Origin of the sequence: Paenibacillus sp. 598K, from assembly GCF_003851045.1 — a bacterium.
Taxonomy (GTDB): Bacteria; Bacillota; Bacilli; order Paenibacillales; family Paenibacillaceae; genus Paenibacillus_D.
On sequence record NZ_BFBX01000146.1, the window covers coordinates 21,513 to 39,613 of the forward strand.

The window sequence follows — 18,101 nt, forward strand, 5'->3', positions numbered from 1 at the left end:
GGGTCTGCGGCCGCGCTCGCCCGGCGCGCCGACGCAAGCGCCTGACGAACGGGCGGACGCGAAGACCTCATGCGAGCGATGCGGCTACACTTTCTCCACGTTGAAATATTGCGCCTCCGGATGGGCGAATACCATCGCCGAGACCGATGCCTCCGGCTCCATCATAAAGCCTTCGGTCAGTTCTACCCCGATATCCTCCGGCTGCAGCAGCTCGAACAGCGGCTGCTGATCCTCGAGATCCGGGCAAGCCGGATAGCCAAAGGAGACACGGATGCCTTGATAGCGAGCGCCAAGGCGCTGCTTCATCGTCATCTCTGGCGGGTCCGGGTAGCCCCATACATCGCGCATCATATGATGGACGCGCTCGGCCAGGCCCTCGGCCACCTCCAGCGCCACCGCCTGCAGCGCATGCGAGCGCAAGTAATCGCCGTTGTCCTTGAGCACCGTCGCCCGCTCGCGCACGCCCTGTCCCGCCGTGACGACGAGGAAGCCGACATAGTCCATGACGCCGCTCTCCACTGACTTCAGGAAGTCGGCCAGACAGAGATTCGGCTCGACCTGCTGACGAGGGAAGGAGAACCGTTTGATCTCCTTCGTATGGTCCGCTGGATCATAGATGACGATGTCATTACCCGAGCCCTGCGCTGGAAAGAAGCGATACATCGCGTTTGCATGCAGTGTGCCTTCCGTCGCCGCTTCCTTGAGCAGTTCGTCGACCGTCTCCTTGAGCTGGATTACCTTCTGCTCGCCCTTGGCGATCAGTTGGTCGACATTCCCCCTCACACCCAGATGATGTCCGAGCAGCATCTGCATGTTCACATAAGGGATGATCTGATTAATCGGAATCTCGCGCAACACATGGCGATCCAGATCCGGCGGCACGAACACCGGCGCATCCTGCGAGATTTTGGAGCGGACCGCGCGCGTCAGCTTCGGCAGCTCCTTTTTCTCCTCGACCTCGACGCCGCCTGATGCCTTAAACGCCGCGAGTTCCTCCTCCATCTGCTGGCGATGCTCGCGATTCATCAGCTTGTTGGCGATATCGAGGCCATCCATCGCATCCTTGGCATACAGCACTAGACCGTCATATTCCGGTCCGATCCGATTTTTGGTGAACTTGCGGGTAAGCGCCGCTCCTCCGACGAGGATCGGCGCGCTGATGCCGGCACTCCGCATATCTTGGGCAGTAATGACCATCTGCTGCGCCGACTTGACGAGTAACCCGGACAGTCCGATCGCATCGGCCGGCTCCTTGCGGTACGCCTCGATCAGCTGCTCTGGCGGCACCTTGATGCCGAGGTTGATAATCTTGTAGCCGTTGTTCGAGAGGATGATCTCGACCAGATTTTTGCCGATGTCGTGGACATCGCCCTTCACCGTCGCCAGGATGATCTTGCCTTTGACAGAGGACTCGTTTTTCTCCATATACTGCTCCAGGAAGGCGACCGATGCCTTCATTACTTCAGCGCTTTGCAGCACCTCCGCGACGATCAGCTCGTTGTTATTGAACAGTCGACCGACCTCTTCCATCCCTTTCATGAGCGGGCCGTTGATGATGTCGAGCGGCGAGTACTTCTCAAGCGCCAGCGCCAGGTCGGGCAAGAGCCCTTCCTTCGTCCCCTCGACGACATAAGAGCCGAGACGCTCCTCGAGCGTCAGCGTCGATATCTTCTCCTTCTTGTCGACCTTCTTCTCGCGGAAGAAGGCGACGAACGCCGCCAGCGTGTCGTCATTCGTGTTGAAGATCAGATCCTCGGCGAGCTGCCGTTCCGCCTCCGAGATCGAGGCATAGCGCTCCAGCTTCTCCGTATTGACGATCGCGTAATCCAGCCCGGCCTTCGTACAGTGGTACAGGTAGACCGAGTTCAGCACCTCGCGGCCTGCATCCGGCAGACCAAAGGAAATGTTGCTGAGACCAAGGATCGTCATTACCTTCGGGTACTTCTCCTTGATCATCCGGATGCCCTCGATCGTCTCGACGGCAGAGCCGATATACTGCGGATCGCCGGAGCCGACCGGGAACATGTTCGGGTCGAAGATGATATCCTCTTCGGCCATCCCGTATTTGTGAACGAGCAGATTGTACGCCCGCTCAGCGACCTCCATCTTCGCCTCGCGCGAGACCGCCTGGCCGCGCTCGTCGATCAGGATGCAGACGACCGACGCGCCGTACTTGTGGATGAGCGGCACGATCGCCTCGAACTTGGACTCGCCGTCCTCGAGGTTAATCGAGTTAATGATCGCCTTGCCCTGCGAATACTTGAGCCCCAGCTCGACGATATGGTCATAGGTCGAATCGATGACGAGCGGCACCTTGACCTTCTTGACAACCTCCTGCAGGAACGTCTCCATCGCATAGGCCTCGTCTACATCCGTGTCTTGCAGGTTGATGTCGATGACATGGGCGCCGTTCTTCACCTGGGCGCGCGCCACCTCGGACGCTTCCTCGAACTTGCCTTCCTTGATGAGCCGCTTGAATTTGCGGGAGCCCGAGATATTGGTCCGCTCGCCGACCATGATCGGCCGGTTGTCCGGCTCGATGAACACCGTCTCGATCCCCGACACCGCTGGCGGATGATCGCCAGCTACGGGACGCGGCTGATACGCCGACAGCGTCTCCTTCATCGCCCGGATGTGGGCCGGCGTCGTGCCGCAGCAGCCGCCGGCGATGTTGAGCCAGCCCTGCTCGGCGAAGCCCGCCAGCTTGCGCGCCAGCGAGTCAGGCGACTCGTGATACTGACCGTTCTCGTCCGGCAGACCGGCATTGGGATAGCAGCTCACAGCGGTCCGGGCGATACCGGAGAGCGTGCGGATATGGTCGCGCATAAACTCCGGGCCGGTCGCGCAGTTCAGACCGATTGAGACCGGCCGCAGATGCTCCAGCGAGATGTAAAAGGCCTCGATGTTCTGCCCGGCAAGCGTCGTACCCATCGGCTCGATCGTGCCCGAGATCATGATCGGCAGCTCCTTGCCCGCTGTCTCGAACGCCTTGCGGACGCCGATGCTGCCAGCCTTGACATTAAGCGTATCCTGCGACGTCTCCAGCAGGATCGCATCGACGCCGCCTTCGATAAGCGCCAGCGTCTGCTCGTAGTAGCTTTCGACGAGCTGATCGAACGTGACGCCGCCCGTCACCGACAGCGTCTTCGTCGTCGGGCCGAGCGCACCGGCGACATAACGCGGCCGCTCCGGCGTCGAATATTTGTCCGCAGCCGCCTTCGCCAACGCCGCAGCCGCCAGATTAATCTCGCGCGCCTTCTCGGGGATATCGTACTCGAGCAGGACGACGCTCGTCGCGCCGAACGTGTTGGTCTCCAGTATGTCTGCTCCTGCCTCTAGGTACGCTTCATGTATATCCTGGATCAGATCGGGACGGGTGAGCACGAGCATCTCGTTGCAGCCGTCCAGCTCCTCTCCGCCGAAATCCTCGGCCTGCAGATCGGCTTGCTGGATCATCGTGCCCATCGCGCCGTCGAGGATGAGGATGCGTTCATTCATTAATTGCTGTAAGGGTGGTTTATTCATCAGTCGTTTAGCTCCATTCGCCAAAATCAATTAAGCTTTAGTCTACCAGAATCGCCATCGCATGAAAAGGCACATCTGGTCGACAGCATGCCCGATTTGGTCTATAATAAGGACATTCGGTAATATATTCGATGGGAAAAGAGGGATTAGGATGGCTGAGATTGTTATCCGCAACACGCAACAGCGCATCAAAGGCGAAGAGCAGGTCCGCGAGTTTCTGACCAACCAGGAAGTTTTGTATGAGCATTGGGATGCCAGCAAGCTGCCGGCCGAGCTGAAGGATAAATTTATTTTGTCTGATGAAGAGAAAAGCCAAATCCTCGCTGCATTCGATGGCGAGATCAAGGATCTGGCTGCTCGCCGCGGCTATCGCACATGGGATATCGTCGCGCTCTCCGAGGCGACGCCGAATCTGGACGAGGTGCTCAAAAAATTCGAGCAGGTGCACACGCATACCGAGGATGAAGTGCGGGCCATCACAGCCGGCCGCGGCATCTTCATTATCAAAGGCTCCGACGATGTCGGCTACTTCGATGTTGAGCTGGAAGCGGGCGATGTCATTTCCGTGCCAGAGCATAAGCCGCATTTCTTCACCTTGATGGACAACCGTCAGATCGTCGCCGTTCGCCTGTTCATTGAGACCGAGGGCTGGATCGCGCATCCGTTCGACGATCCGGCATTCCAGAAGGCCTGATTCTACCTTGCTTCGCCTTACCATAGCTGCAGCCCCGATGCGATCCGCGTCGGGGCTGCTTTGCTAATCCGCCTGGTCTCAAGCCAAAAGCGGCGCGCCCGTCTCCTAAGAGAATCCGACGCGCCGCCCTCATTAACGCTCTGGCTAATTAACGCACTGTTGCGACAATGGCTTCAAATCGCTGAGCTCAAATTCCGCCGGCTGTGGCCGGTTGCAGCAGCTCCAGCAGTTCCTTCAGATTGGACACTTCATAATCCGGCACGATCTCGTCGCTGCGCTGCATGCCGTGACGGTTGACCCAGACGCTCGTCATGCCGATGCCGTTGGCGCCCTTGATGTCCGTCGTCAGCTTGTCGCCGACCATGATACCAGCCTCTGGCTCGATGCCTAGCCGCTCCAGCGCATGCAGGAAGATCTCGCCCGCCGGCTTGCCCTTGCCGAACTCGCCGGAGATGATGATATGGTCGAAGTACGGCGCGATGCGCGGTACGCCTGCCAGCTTCTCCCGCTGCAGATCCGGCGAGCCGTTCGTCAGCAGCAGCAGCTTGTAGCGTCCTTGCAGCGCATCGAGCACCTCGAACGTCTCATCATAGATGTAGGGACGCTTGCGACGCTCCGCCGGGAAGCGCTCTGCCAGCTCCGACCCCAGCTCGGCATCGTCGATGCCAAGCGCCAGCAGACCGGCTGTCCATGCCGCCTTGCGGTAGCCCGGCGCCAGCTGCTCCAGCTGACGGAACTCCGTCTGCTCTCCCTCGCGAAAGTCGGCCCACAGCCCTTCGAATGGGTTGATGCCGATCATCGAGGTGAAGGCATAGGTCTCATACGATTCATAGAGCGCGCGCGCTTCCCGGCGCACAGCCGCCTCCAGCTCCTCCGCATTCACGCCCGTCCGCTCGGCTGCCGCCTGACAGGTCGCTTCGAACGCCTCCTTGACGCTGCGATCATCCCATAGCAGCGTGTCATCCAGATCAAATAATACCGCTGTCTTGTTCATTGCTCGTCCCTATCCCCTTTATCTCTATCCTTCGTTTTCTTGCAGTTCGATCTGATGATCCTTGGCAAACTCGCGCAGCCGTACTGCCATCTCCTCGATCGGAAAACGATTGAGCATGCGCGAGAACATCCAGTTGGCGCCACGCGTCTGCTCGATGATGATGTGGCTCTTGAAGATCTGAATCTTCTTGATCCCCTCTGAAGCAAGCCGTTTGTCGCCGGTCATCTTGCGGGTCTGCACATAGTTGTGGGCGACCGCCAGATAAGGTCGGCGGAAGAAAAACAGCAGCGCCAGCACAAGGTAACAGCCGATCGTTATCCAAAACAAGCTTGATGTAGACTGGGCTTCAGCAGTTGGATTGCCCGGCATCGTCCCCAGATACGTATAAAACGCGACGAACATCAGAATCGCGATCGGCAAAATGTAGTTGCGCCCGCGGAACCGGTCGATTCGGGTTTCCTTTGGCACATAACTTTGGATGCCGCGCTTTTTGTTGTACTTGCTCACTGCAGAAGTGTTCTTGCGAACCTTCCTCTCCCATTCTCGGGACATTCCTGTTCCTCCTCGAAATTAGATCAAGACGGCGGACCTTGGCGATAAAGCGGTTATGTAAGACTGAAGGCAAGCCTTCAGTGACGCAGTTTTCCGTTGTTCTCGCCAGCCTCGCCTTCCTCGTCGCCGTCAACAACCTCGATAGCGTCCAACTGGTTGCGGAAATTGCGCTTGAATACCTCAAGGTACTGCTGTCTTAACTTCGCTCGTTCGACTGTTTCTTCCTCCGTCAAGCCGGTTTGCTTGTGCTTGCGGGACAACTCATTGATCCGAGCGATCAATCGATCCATATCCATCCTTTGCTTGCCTCCTACGCGATGCCGTGTTTCAGTTCCACTCTATACTTTGACATTAGGCAGCAGCGCTTGTCAAGATAAGGCGAACGTACGCCAAAAAACCGGGGCATATCGTCGATCGAAAGATCAACGATGCCGTCCGGCAGCGTGAGTAGAATAACAATATTCAAACTGCTCTTATCGAGAGCAAGACGATGAATCAGAACGGAATGATCAGACTTTGTCCGGTCGTCAACGATGAAGTGGAGATGCCGTTGCGTGCCTGCAAATGATGTATCGCTTCCCGGACGTCCATGCCCGCCGGCTTGTGCGCCTTGGCAATGCTCCATAAGGTATCGCCAGAGGAGACCACAACCAGTTGTTCGCCCGCCTGCTGTTCCTGAACGCCAAGATTGCCGTAGGAATGAACCAGCAGTACGCCGGACATAAGCAGTACAATGAGTAGTAAGCCCGCGACAGCCTTCGGCAGGTAGCCAGTTACAAGTCTGCTGGAAAAAGCGTCGCGCTGAGACGTCTTCTCTTTGCCCTTCATATGAATACTCCGATAAGTTGTTGTCTGCATCATCATCGTCACCACTCCAAACATTTGTTCTGATATGAGAATATCACGAACGCTTGTTTGGTGTCAATCATTTTAGGAACATTTGTTCCTTCTTTATTCCGAACAAATGTTTTCGAACTTATGTTTGTACGAACTCGGGTTCTATGCTATAATTTAACACAACTAAACAGATGGAGTGATTTCCGTGTCCAAGATCTCGAACCGCCAGCAATCGATACTTGAGTTCATAAAAACCGAAGTCAAAGAAAAGGGCTACCCGCCATCCGTCCGCGAGATCGGCGAAGCAGTCGGACTCGCCTCCAGCTCCACCGTACACGGTCACCTGGATCGTCTGGAGAAGAAGGGACTGATCCGTCGCGACCCGACCAAGCCGCGGGCGATCGAGATTCTCGATCAGGAGCCGGGCGAGATTCCTTTCCCGCTCGCCGTCTCCAAGGTTCCGGTCGTCGGCAAGGTAACCGCAGGCATCCCGATCACCGCAACGGAGAACATCGAGGAGTATTTCCCTCTCCCTACCCACTTCGTAGGCGATAATCAGGTGTTCATGCTCAACGTCGTCGGCGAGAGCATGATTGAGGCGGGCATCCATCATGGCGATTATGTTATCGTCCGCCAGCAGCAGACCGCCAATAACGGCGAGATCGTCGTTGCGATGACTGAGGATGACGAAGCGACCGTCAAGACCTTCTATAAAGAGAAAGACCATATTCGCTTGCAGCCGGAAAATGCGACGATGAAGCCGTTGTTGCTGAAGCGGGTGACGATTCTCGGCCGTGTCATCGGCGTATTCCGCGACATCACGTAGTTATTCACGCTACATAGCGGAAGGGTTATCCCGCTCCGCCGACGCTTTTATTGCGAACACAAGCAGCCCCACATCTGGCGGAGCTGCTTGTTTTTTTTCTATTTCTATACCATACTCCCCGATTCGAATCGTTGCACATTGTTTAATGTGAATTATCACATACAGACGAAGGGGAGTGCGGCTTATGTTATGGCTAATTTTCATTGTACTACTCATCTTTTGGGGGGTAGGGTTTGCGATCGATCTCGCTGGCGGACTGATCCATATTTTGCTCGTCTTTGCACTGATTGCGCTTATCTTCAACCTTGTGCGTGGCAGAAGAGGCGTCTAGCCCCCTCCCACCAACACTAGCCCGCTGGCATCTCGCCAGCGGGCTTGTTTGTGGATTAACCCGCGCTTCAATAGCTCGAATAGCAACTTCACGCAAGTCGCCAAGCTCTAACGGTTAGCGGGGGCGGCAGGCAGTTTGGCCAGACGATCGGCCACACTGAACAAGCCGTTGTCGGAGCCGATGTACAGCTTGCCATCCAAAGCCGTGAGCTGCGCGCGCATCTGCCAGTGGGCGATGGCGTCATAGGCGCCGCTGCCCGTGCCGGCCATCCGATAGAGCGCTTCGCCGCTCTGCGGATCGATCACTACGATGCCGGACGGAACGGCCGACAGCAGATGCCCGTCGAACCATTGCAGCCTGCCGCCATAGTTTAGCTTGCTCTCCCACTGCCGCTGTCCGTCGCTCAATCGCAGGCGCTGCAGCTTGCCGTCCACGCGGGCATAGACGGCGTCGTCGACGACGATCGCACTGTCGAGCCGTCCCGGAGCTGTCCACTTCGTCTGGCCTGATGCCAGCTCGATCCACGCCGAGGTCACCTCGCCGCCATACGCCAACTCGCTGCCATCCTTAGTCGTCAACTGGACGGCATAGCGATCGTCGACGATCTCATAGCCCTTGTCTGGCCCCCTCGACAGCCTGGCCAGCGACTGGCCCGTGCTCATATCTATCCATGTCCACTCCGCTGCGTCCATCATCCACAGCCGGTTCGGCTTGTTATCGAGCGCTCTAGCCTCGAAGTTGAAGTTCTCTACCCATCCCAACAGTTGAGCTGCCTGACCCTCTTTACGCCAGCTCTCCTCGCCAGTGCTCGGGTCGTAAGCTACGACCTCGCGGCCGATAGACACACCGGTTAAGCCGCTGTACTGGATCAGGAGCTGATCGGTGGCAACCAGAGTGGGCACCAGGCTGCCGACCTGTTCGAGCTCGCGTGTCCATCGCTTGCCGCCATCCCGCAGCGCATACGCCTCGATAAAGGAGCGATGCGTGGACGGATGGTCGAACTCTCCCGTCGTATAGAGCATCGCTATCGTATCGCCTGCCAGCTGATAGCTTACGTCTATCGTATCATCCGCCAGCTCCCGATCCAGCGTCCACAGGCTCTTGCCGCTCGAGGTGTCTAGCACCTCGAGACGCTCGTGCCGCTGTCCCTCGTCAGCTGCGCCTGTCGGAATATGGACAGCCATTACACGACGATCCGGCGAGAACATATAGCGATCATTCTCATAGCCCAGATCGCGCTGCCATAGCTTGCGTCCCGTCTCAGGGTCCAGCGCATACACATTGGAGTCGTAATGCATGCCGCTGAAGCCGCCATCCTCGCCCGAGATCAGCAGCGCTCGATCCGTGCGTCCGATGAAGAAGTTATAGGCGAGATCGCTATCCGCCTGCCACAGGAGCGGCTGCTCTGCCGTATAAGGCTGTCCCTCCTCGCGCGGCGAGAGACGGAAGCTGGCGACCTTGTCTTCCGACGACCAGTCGATGAGCAGCTCCGCGGAGTCCGATTCGTATCGCCAGCGCGTCAGCGTCTCCATCGGCTCGCCTGTCGACCTCACATTGCCTGATCGTTCGACCGCCTGCGGCTTTCCGAGCAAGTGCGCGAGCTTCGCTTTGGCGACGCCTTCCCTTACATAATGATAGACCACCGCCCGGACCAGCGGATATGCTGCCTCAGCCGAGTCGAATAGTCCTTGCAGCTTGCTCTCCGACACCAACGCGTCGCCCTCGTCCTTCACCCAGACGATGCGCGGCAACGCCGCCTGCGCCGCCTCTTCGACGATAACGGCGCGCCAGTCCCCGCTCGCGCCGACGACCAGCAGACGCTCTCCCGGCTCGAGCGATCGCGCCTCGGCATCGTCCGTCGGCTGCCAGTAGATCGATGCCCCTGCCTTGTCAGCGCGCCAGCGCTCCGCCGCTTGCTCCTTGATCGGCGCCGCTTCATCCGTCAGCGTCCAGACCGGTACCCATCCATCGTACCAGCCCTCGCCTTCCCTGACCTCTATGAGCTGAGCAAAATGCTCCGTCAACGCCGCCAGACGATATGTCCGCCCAGGCACAGCCCGGAACGCCACCGCATTGTCCGCGCCTTCCGGCAGTCGGGTCGTATCGAACCCGTTCTGAACCCGGACGCTGCTGCCGATCCGCAAGCCTTCCTCGCGAGCGATCCGGTTATCGGTCGAGCTGGACGATTGCGACAGGCGCAGCGCTGGCAGCAAGGTCTGCAACTTACCGTTGGAATCGCGGTAATAATAAATTGCATCGAGCAGCTTGCCCTCCTCGCTCCAATACAACAGCAGTTGGGCATTCAACTTTCTGGAAATCAGCCCGTCCAGATCGATCGCCCCCTGATTGTCCCCCCATTCATAGCTGTAGCCCTGCGGCGCTTGATCGTACCGCCATATCTCGGTGTGCACCAGATCATCGCCTACCCAGTAGACGCTTTTACCAATATAGGAGGGCTGGCCAAAGGCCGCCCGCACATCTTCTTTTGTCGTCGACTTGTCCAACAACTCGGCAATCGTAGCAGTCGTGATGCTCGCGACAGAGTTGGTCGTTGCGACGCGCTCCGCCTCTATTGCCGTCGCCGAGACGACTTCGTTTGTTGGCTCTACCGCCGCCCCCTCGCAACCGCTGAGCAGCATCGTTGCGGTCAGCAAGGTTAATAGACCTAACCTCCACGTCTTGAAGACCATCTCTCCAATCACCCTCCCCGCATTTCCTGAACATTCCAGGCTACAGATATAACGAGAGAAAAGGCGGGAAGGTTGCTCCCTCCCGCCGGATGATCGTTACTATCGATGAAAAATACGCGCTCTAGCTCTCGGACGCGAGGCCCTGAGGATCGGCAAACAACAGGGCATACACCCCGCCAAGCCGAAGCAGCTCAGCTCGCGAACCTTCCTCGACGACCTTACCGCCCTCCATAGCCACGATGCGGTCTGCCTGCCGGATCGCGGACTCGCGATGCGAGACCGCCAAGATTGTAATGCCAGGCAGAGCGTCAATGACCGATTGCATGACCTCCGTCTCCGTCACCGTATCGAGCGCCGAGGTCGCTTCGTCTAGGATCAACAGCTTGGGTCGTCTGATAAGCGCTCTGGCGAGCGTAATCCGCTGCCGCTGCCCGCCGGACAACGTATCCCCCCGCTCGCCGACGACGGAATCGTAGCCGCCATCCAGCTTCTCGATAAAGGAATCGGCGCAGGCTGCCCGGGCAGCCCACTTGATCTCCTCGTCGGTCGCGTCCTCTACACCGAGGCCGATATTGTCCCTCACCGTCCCGGTGAACAGATAAGGCGTCTGCGGGACATAGCTGATGCTGCGCAGCGTCTCTGCCGCTGCCGGTTGCTCCTCCAGGCGCGAGCCCAGCACCTTCACTTCGCCCGTCGTCGGCGGGATCAAGCCGCAGCATAGCCGGGCCAGCGTCGACTTGCCAGCGCCGCTCGGTCCGACAATCGCCACAAACTCCCCGCTCCGCACCGTCATCGTCACACCGGCCAGCAGCGTCGTCTGTTCGCCCTCTCCCGACTCCAGCGCGACCGTAGCCTCCCGCACGGCAACGATTGGCTCGGCATCGACAGCCGCCTCATTCTCTGATCCTTCCTCATCGTCAATCGCCGACTCCACATGCAGAGCCTGCTCACTTGCAGCCGCCTGCTCCGCGTGTCCGATCCGAGGACGCTTCGCTCCGCCCACCGACTTGAACAGCGCGAAGATGCGCTCTCCAGCTCCCAGTCCCTGCTGGAAGTTGCCCCATGTATTAATGACGCTTAGCAGCGGGTTTTGCACCCGGCTGATTAACACGAGGAAAGCGAGCACCTGCCCGGCGGTCAGCGTACCCTCGATCGCCGTGTACGCCGTAAAATAGACGCAGACGATCATAACGAGCTGATTAGCGAGATATACGGACTGGTTCATCGAGGTTCGATGCAGCATATTTTTCACCTGCAGACGATTTTGCGCGGTCCGCTTCTCCCCGTATTCGGCAGCTACGGCAGGCTCCATCTGGAAGATGCGGACAATCGAGAGCCCTTGCATCGTTTCTTGCAAAAACCCGCGAACCTCGGCATCCTTCTTCTGCAACTGCCCCCCGTAGGCGCGGAGCTTGCGGTCGAACAATCGGCCGATCGCAAACACAAGCGGAGCCGACAGCACAACGAGCAGCGCCAGCTGCCAGTTGATAGTCGCAAGGTAGGCAAAGGCAACTACGAACAAGACAATATTGTAGGTCAGCTCGTATACAATGTTGGCCACCATGCCATTGGCCTGCTGCACATCGCGGGTCGTACGCGAGACGAGGTCGCCGGAATGAAACTTCAAGAGTGACGGCATCGGCAGCGCGGCGATCTGCTGGAACACATCCGTCGACAAGTCTCGCTGCATCAACGATTGCACCTTGTTGCGCAAATAAAACTGAAGCGTAAAAAACAGAATGATGCCGATGCCCGCCGCCAGGCTAACTCCGGTCAGGGTGAACAGCGTATCCATCTGCCGCCGCTCCGCCGCATCAACGAATAATTGCTGTACCAGCGCATAGCCGACATCATACACAATATCCGCAGCCAGCAGCAGCACGGAGAAGATGAAGGCGAGCTTATACGGTTTGGCATACTTCATAATAGCGGCAAACAAAGGCCACGCCCGCGATGTCGATTGCTCCGCACTCACACGGCTCCCTCCTTCCGCTCGCGCGTCCCGCGCTCGTACAGCATCCGGTAATAGCTGCTGCTCGCCATCAATTCATCATGCGTGCCTACGCCGACGACCTTCCCTTGATGCAGGCACACGATGTGGTCGGCGCCCTGGATCGTCGATAGACGATGCGCGATGATGACGACCGTCTTTCCCTCGGAGGCTTGTTGGATCGACTCCTGGATGAAGCGCTCATTCTCGCTGTCGAGCGCCGAGGTGGGCTCGTCAAGGACGAGGAGGGATGGATTTTTGATGATCGCTCTGGCGATGGAGATACGCTGGCGCTCGCCTCCCGACAACGTCGTCCCCCGTTCGCCTATCACCGTGTCGTAGCCTTCCGGCAAGCGTCCGATCCAGCGATGGATGTTCGCAGCCTGCGCCGCGCGCTCGATATCCTCCCGGCTGGCGTTCGGCTTGCCGTGCCGGATATTGTCCGCGATCGACCCGGAGAACAGATACGGCTCCTGCGAGACATAAGACAGCGACTGTCGCCACTGTCTCAGGTCGACCCCGGCGAGATCCTGGGCTCCTACCGTAATTCTCCCCTGATCGGGCTTATGCACGCCGAGGATCAGGCTGGCCACGGTCGATTTGCCCGAGCCGCTCTCTCCTACGAGAGCCGTCATCTTCCCCTGGGCAATCACAAAGCTGACATGCTCGAGCGCAGGCTCCGCATCATCCGCATAGCGGAACGACACCTCGTCGAACCGCATATCGCCCTCGGTCACCCCGCTAGCGTCGACAGCCCCGCCGCCCATCCGAACGCCCTCATCCGGCAAGTCCATCACTTCAAACGTCCGCCCCGCGCTGGAGATCGCGCCTTGCAGCTGAGGCCATAGCGAGGATAGATTGGAGATCGGTCCGGACAGCCGCTCGAATACGACCAGAAACGCCGCCATCGCGCCGACATCCAGCTTACCCTCAATAATCAGATAACCGCCATAGCCCAAAATGTACATTAAACCTAAAATATAAACGAGAATATTAACGCGATAAAATACCGCCTCCAGCGCCAGCGCCTTCAGATGATGCGTTAAATAGCGGTCCCATTTGTCCCGAAACCTGGCGGTCATCTTGCTTTGAATGGAATAGCTCTTGACGACCTCGATCCCCTGGATGCTATCCATCAAAAAGGCATCCTGGGTCGCTCTCGCCTCCTGACGCATCGTATATGTCTCCCGCATCTTGCGCGCCAGCGGATTGGCGAATAACGGGATGACGAGCGTAATGAGCAAGCTGCCCAGCGTCAAGCCGACATGCACTACGGACAGATAGGCCAACAAGAAGGCAAGCTGCAGGCTGTTGCGGAACAGGTCCATCGTCTTGGCGTTGATGGCGGACTGCGCCTCGGGCGCCGCATCGTGAATACGGGAGATCAGGTCGCCGGTATGGTATTTGTGCAGGTCCTTCTGGCGCAATCGGACCGTCTTGTCCAGCAGTCGCTTTTGATAATTCAGCGTCGAGCGATTTTGCAGCACCGTATTGAAGTAGCCGCTCAGGAAGTTGCCGCCCGCCTCGAGCAGCGCTAGCGCCGCCAAGAACAAGCAAGCGACCTTCATCGCCGACATCTGCTGTTCCACGATCGCATTGACGATCCGGCGCATCAGCTCGGCATAGGCGGGCGTGGCGAGTGACAGCGCTACAGCGAGCAATACAATTCCGAGATACCAGGGCCAATAGGATCTTGAGATGCGTAGAAGTCTGGCCAGCGTATCGTATACGCCAGCCTTGCGTTTTGTTGTCTTCAAGCTGCTATGCCCTCCTTATCCTGCATGGATAGCGGCGGAAGAAGGCTGTATTCCAGCATGCCGTCTCCCGCCGCAAACTCATGAATTGACGATATCCCGGTGACTCAGATACTGAGCCATCTCGCGGATCGTATTGAACCGGAACGCGATCAGATCCTCCGGAGCCAGATTATGCTGCTCCATCTCGACCTCCAGCAGCACCGCTTGAATAGAGGTGCCCCCCAGCTCGAAAAAGTTGTCCGTTATGCCGATCGGCGAGACGCCGAGCACCCGCTGCCAGATGAGGACAAGCGTCTTTTCCAGCTCGCTCTCCGGCGCCGCATAGCTCTCCCGATCCTCTGACGGAAGGCTGAGCTGGAGCAGCTTGCTCTTGTCGGTCTTCCCGTTGGCTGTGAGCGGCAGCGTATCCACGAATACGATCTGATCCGGTATCATGAAGTCCGGCAGATAGAAGGCGAGGAGCATGCGGACCGTCGCCGCATCCGAGTCCGTATCCGCGACGACAAACGCGATTAGCCGCTCATCCTTCGCCAGCACGACCGCTTCCCTAATAAAATGAATATTGCACAAGCAGGCCTCGATCTCGGAAGGCTCGATCCGATAGCCCCTCACCTTGATCTGGTCGTCGACGCGACCAAGATACTCGAGATTGCCATCGGACAGCCAGCGCGCCAAGTCCCCTGTCCGGTACAAGCGCTCCTGCGGGTTGTATGGATTGGCCATAAACCGCTCCTCGTCCAGCTCCTTGCCTCCGGTATACCCCAATGCCACGCCTGCGCCGCCAATGTACAATTCGCCCTTCACGCCGACCGGCTGCAGCTTGCCTTCGCGCAACACATACAGCTTCGTATTGTCGATCGGCTTGCCGATCGGAACCGAGCTGCCCAACACCTGCTCCGGACAATCATAGGAAGTGACATCGATCGTCGCTTCGGTCGGGCCGTATAGATTGACCAGTCTCGCCGCTTCTATCGCGAACATCGCATAGAAGCTCTCAACCTGGTTTGGCTTTAACGGCTCGCCGCTAGCGAATACGTAGCGCAGCGACGCCAGGCGAGCCGCCGCTTGATGCACCTCGACGTATTTGAGGAATGCGCCGAGCATCGACGGAACATAATGAATGACCGTCACCTGGTGTTGCTCGATTGCCTCGATGATCGCCTTCGGCTCGCGCTCGCGCCCCGGCTCCAGGAAGACAACCTTGGCGCCTTGCATAGCGCCCCATAGCAGCTCCCAGAGCGAAACGTCGAAGGTAAACGGCGTTTTTTGCAGCAGCACATCGTCCTTGCCGATCGGGTAACGTCGCTGCATCCATTGCAGCCGGTTCAGGAGCGAGCCGTGCTGGATAAGCACGCCCTTCGGCAGGCCGCTCGTCCCGGAGGTATAGAGCAGGTAGCACGCATCCTCCGGGGCGAGCTGCACAGGCTCATCCGGCGAGCCCGCATGCTCTGCGCCATCGTCCAATTGCTCCAGCAGCATGATATCCGCCTCGGCATCGAGCCCCATCCTCAAGCTTGCATGCGTCAGGACGCGACGGCACTGGCTATCCTGCAGCATGTATTCGATGCGTTTCTTCGGATAGCTTGGATCGATCGGCAGATAGACGCCGCCCGCCTTCCAGATGCCCAGCAGCCCGACGAGCATATCCGTCGACCGTTCGACCATCAGCGCGACGATATCCCCCTTGCGCGTCCCTCTCTTGCGCAGCCAGCCGGCTAGCCGCTCGGCTCTTGCCAGCAGCTCCTCATAGGTCAGCTCGCCATCGCTAGCTACGACAGCGCGATTGCTTGCCGACATCCAGCCCTGGTCATCGATGTAGCTCACGACCGTCCCCTCTGGCAACGGTGTATCCGTATCGTTGAATGAATGCATAATCTCATGCCGCTCCGCTTCCGACAGCATATCTAGGTCAGAGAGGCGCTGGTCCGGCTGCTCCGAGACGCTCTTGAGCAATTGCATGTAATGATCCGCCATCCGCTGGATCGTCTCATGCTTGAACAAGTCGACGCAGTACTCCAGACTCCAGAACAACTGCTGATCCTCGGTCAAGGTCACAACTAGCGTCAGGTCGAACTTGGCTACCCGGTGCTGGAAGCCGCCATACGGGAACAGCTTGACGCCGGGTCCGAGCGGTTTTACCAATTCGCCTTTGCCGTGATTATGCAGCACGAACATCGTATCGAACAGCGGATTGCGGCTGACGTCGCGCCGCGTCTTCAGTCGGTCGACCAGCTCTTCGAAGGCGAAGTCCTGATGCTCGTAAGCAGCCAGCGTATTGCGCCGCACCTGCTGCAGCAGCTCCGCAAACGACAGCTCCGCCTGCGGCGTATTCCTCAGCGCCAGCGTATTGATAAACGCTCCGATCATATGATCGGTGTCCGCATGGTTGCGCCCCGCTATCGTCGTGCCGACGACGATGTCGTCCTGTCCGCTGTACTTCGAGAGCAAGACATTGTAAGCCGCCAGCAGGATCATATAGATCGTCGCGCCGCTGTCCTGACTCAGCTTGAAGATCGCCTCTGTCGTTTTGGCAGGCACCTTGAAGTCGACCCGACCGCCCTTGAAGCTCTGAATGACGGGACGAGGGTAATCGGTCGGCAGATCAAGCACCGGACTGGCGTCTGCGTACACGCTGAGCCAATAATTTTCCGCCGCTTTTTTGCGCTGCTCGCCAGTGGAGGAGATCTGCCAGACGGCATAGTCCTTGTACTGCACCCTCATCGGCGGCAATGGCTTGCCCGAGTAAAGCGTCGCCAGCTCATCGTGGAAGATCTCCATCGATACGCCGTCCGTAATGATATGATGCATGTCGGTGAGCAACAGATGTTTGTCCTCGTCCAGCTTCAGCACCTCAAATCGCAACAGCGGCGCAGTCTTCAGATCAAACGGTCGGACAAACGCCTCGATCCGCCCCTCGATCTCGTCCTCGTCGGCCAATGCGTATGCGATGTCGATCGCGAGTCCCGTATGCACCCGCTGTACGAGCTCCCCGTCGACCCAGCCGAACGAAGTGCGCAGCGTCTCATGTCTGTCGATCATCGCATTCACCGCCTTGGCCAGCCGATCGACATCGAGCGGCCCTCGCACGAGCGTGATATTCGGCACATTGTACGTAATATCTGCCAGATGATTGAGCACATAGAGCCGCTTCTGGGCAAAGGAGGCCGGGTAATGCGCGCTAGGCTCGACCGGTTGAATTCGTTGAAAAGCTTGATCGCCGGCGGGGTCAGCCTCCTCCTGCTTATCTCCTCTGCCTGATGAGGCGTCCGACTCCGTTGCCCCGCCTGCGATCAGATACGCCGCCAGCCCTTCGATCGTCGGCGCGTCGAACAGCGTCTGCAGCGGCACGGTCACGCCAAATTCCTTCTGCACCTTGGACAGCATCAGGATCGCCTTTAACGAATGGCCGCCATGCTCGAAGAATCGATCTCCCCGGCCGATCCGCTCCACCCCGAGCACTTGCTGCCAGAGCTGCGCCAGCCGGCTCTCGGTCTCGCCCTGCGGCGCTGTGAAGCCTCCCTGCATGGGCGCCTCCGTCTGCTCCATCAGCTGCCGCCGATCCGTCTTGCCGTTCGGCGTCACTGGCAGCGCCTCCAGCTGCACGATTGCCGAAGGCAGCATATATTCCGGCAGCCGCTCTGCAAGGTAGCTAAGCAGCGCCTCCGTCTCGACCGGGCGGTCCGCCGTCACATAGGCCCGCAGACTTGCGCCGGCTTCCCCTTCCTGCCGAGCTATGACTGCCGCCTCGCGGACCTGTCCTTGCTCCAGCAGACATGCCTCGATCTCGCCTGTCTCGATCCGGTAGCCCCGCACCTTGACCTGCTCATCCTGCCGTCCGAGGTAGAGCAGCGTGCCGTCCGCCGCGCGGCGCGCCAGGTCGCCGGTCCGGTACATCCGCCGTCCCG

At 58.6% G+C, this 18,101-nt stretch carries 12 protein-coding genes; 3 read left to right on the forward strand and 9 right to left on the reverse strand.

The window, feature by feature from the left end; genetic code table 11:
* Positions 1-84: 84 nt before the first annotated feature.
* Positions 85-3,525 carry a methionine synthase gene (gene metH / locus PA598K_RS31535; RefSeq protein ID WP_128660736.1) on the reverse strand — a complete coding sequence of 1,147 codons (3,441 nt, stop codon included), beginning with the start codon at positions 3,523-3,525 and terminating at the stop codon, positions 85-87.
* A 151-nt stretch (positions 3,526-3,676) separates the two neighbouring features.
* On the opposite strand from metH, the gene PA598K_RS31540 reads away from it, so the two are divergent.
* On the forward strand, positions 3,677-4,219 hold the full coding sequence (locus PA598K_RS31540; protein ID WP_128660737.1) for a 1,2-dihydroxy-3-keto-5-methylthiopentene dioxygenase: 543 nt from the start codon (positions 3,677-3,679) through the stop codon (positions 4,217-4,219).
* 187 nt (positions 4,220-4,406) lie between these two features.
* On the opposite strand, the gene PA598K_RS31545 is transcribed toward PA598K_RS31540, so the two are convergent.
* The 4 genes from PA598K_RS31545 to PA598K_RS31560 all read right to left on the reverse strand — a co-directional run bounded on the left by PA598K_RS31545 (position 4,407) and on the right by PA598K_RS31560 (position 6,629).
* Complete coding sequence (locus PA598K_RS31545) at positions 4,407-5,213, reverse strand: HAD family hydrolase (protein WP_128660738.1); 807 nt, start codon at positions 5,211-5,213, stop codon at positions 4,407-4,409.
* Positions 5,214-5,237: 24 nt separating this feature from the next.
* Positions 5,238-5,765 carry a hypothetical protein gene (locus tag PA598K_RS31550; protein WP_128660739.1) on the reverse strand — a complete coding sequence of 176 codons (528 nt, stop codon included), beginning with the start codon at positions 5,763-5,765 and terminating at the stop codon, positions 5,238-5,240.
* Between the two features lie 77 nt (positions 5,766-5,842).
* Positions 5,843-6,061, reverse strand: a complete 219-nt coding sequence (locus PA598K_RS31555) for a DUF896 domain-containing protein (RefSeq protein ID WP_128660740.1) — start codon at positions 6,059-6,061, stop codon at positions 5,843-5,845.
* 199 nt (positions 6,062-6,260) lie between these two features.
* Positions 6,261-6,629 carry a LysM peptidoglycan-binding domain-containing protein gene (locus PA598K_RS31560; RefSeq protein WP_185602339.1) on the reverse strand — a complete coding sequence of 123 codons (369 nt, stop codon included), beginning with the start codon at positions 6,627-6,629 and terminating at the stop codon, positions 6,261-6,263.
* A 178-nt stretch (positions 6,630-6,807) separates the two neighbouring features.
* On the opposite strand from PA598K_RS31560, the gene lexA reads away from it, so the two are divergent.
* Positions 6,808-7,428 carry a transcriptional repressor LexA gene (lexA, locus tag PA598K_RS31565; protein WP_128660742.1) on the forward strand — a complete coding sequence of 207 codons (621 nt, stop codon included), beginning with the start codon at positions 6,808-6,810 and terminating at the stop codon, positions 7,426-7,428.
* 184 nt (positions 7,429-7,612) lie between these two features.
* Positions 7,613-7,759 (forward strand): lmo0937 family membrane protein, encoded by a 147-nt coding sequence (locus PA598K_RS31570; RefSeq protein WP_128660743.1) that lies wholly within the window; start codon positions 7,613-7,615, stop codon positions 7,757-7,759.
* 107 nt (positions 7,760-7,866) lie between these two features.
* On the opposite strand, the gene PA598K_RS31575 is transcribed toward PA598K_RS31570, so the two are convergent.
* From PA598K_RS31575 to PA598K_RS31590, 4 genes are all read right to left on the reverse strand, one after another.
* Complete coding sequence (locus PA598K_RS31575) at positions 7,867-10,461, reverse strand: outer membrane protein assembly factor BamB family protein (RefSeq protein ID WP_185602340.1); 2,595 nt, start codon at positions 10,459-10,461, stop codon at positions 7,867-7,869.
* A 109-nt stretch (positions 10,462-10,570) separates the two neighbouring features.
* Positions 10,571-12,424, reverse strand: coding sequence for an ABC transporter ATP-binding protein (locus PA598K_RS31580; protein ID WP_128660745.1), 1,854 nt, complete (start codon positions 12,422-12,424; stop codon positions 10,571-10,573).
* Positions 12,421-14,196: an ABC transporter ATP-binding protein gene (locus tag PA598K_RS31585; RefSeq protein ID WP_128660746.1), complete on the reverse strand. Its 1,776-nt coding sequence runs from the start codon at positions 14,194-14,196 to the stop codon at positions 12,421-12,423. Before PA598K_RS31585 ends, PA598K_RS31580 begins: the two co-directional genes overlap by 4 nt.
* Before the next feature lie 78 nt (positions 14,197-14,274).
* Positions 14,275-18,101: non-ribosomal peptide synthetase (locus PA598K_RS31590; RefSeq protein WP_128660747.1), on the reverse strand; the 3,827-nt coding region annotated here is incomplete at its 5' end.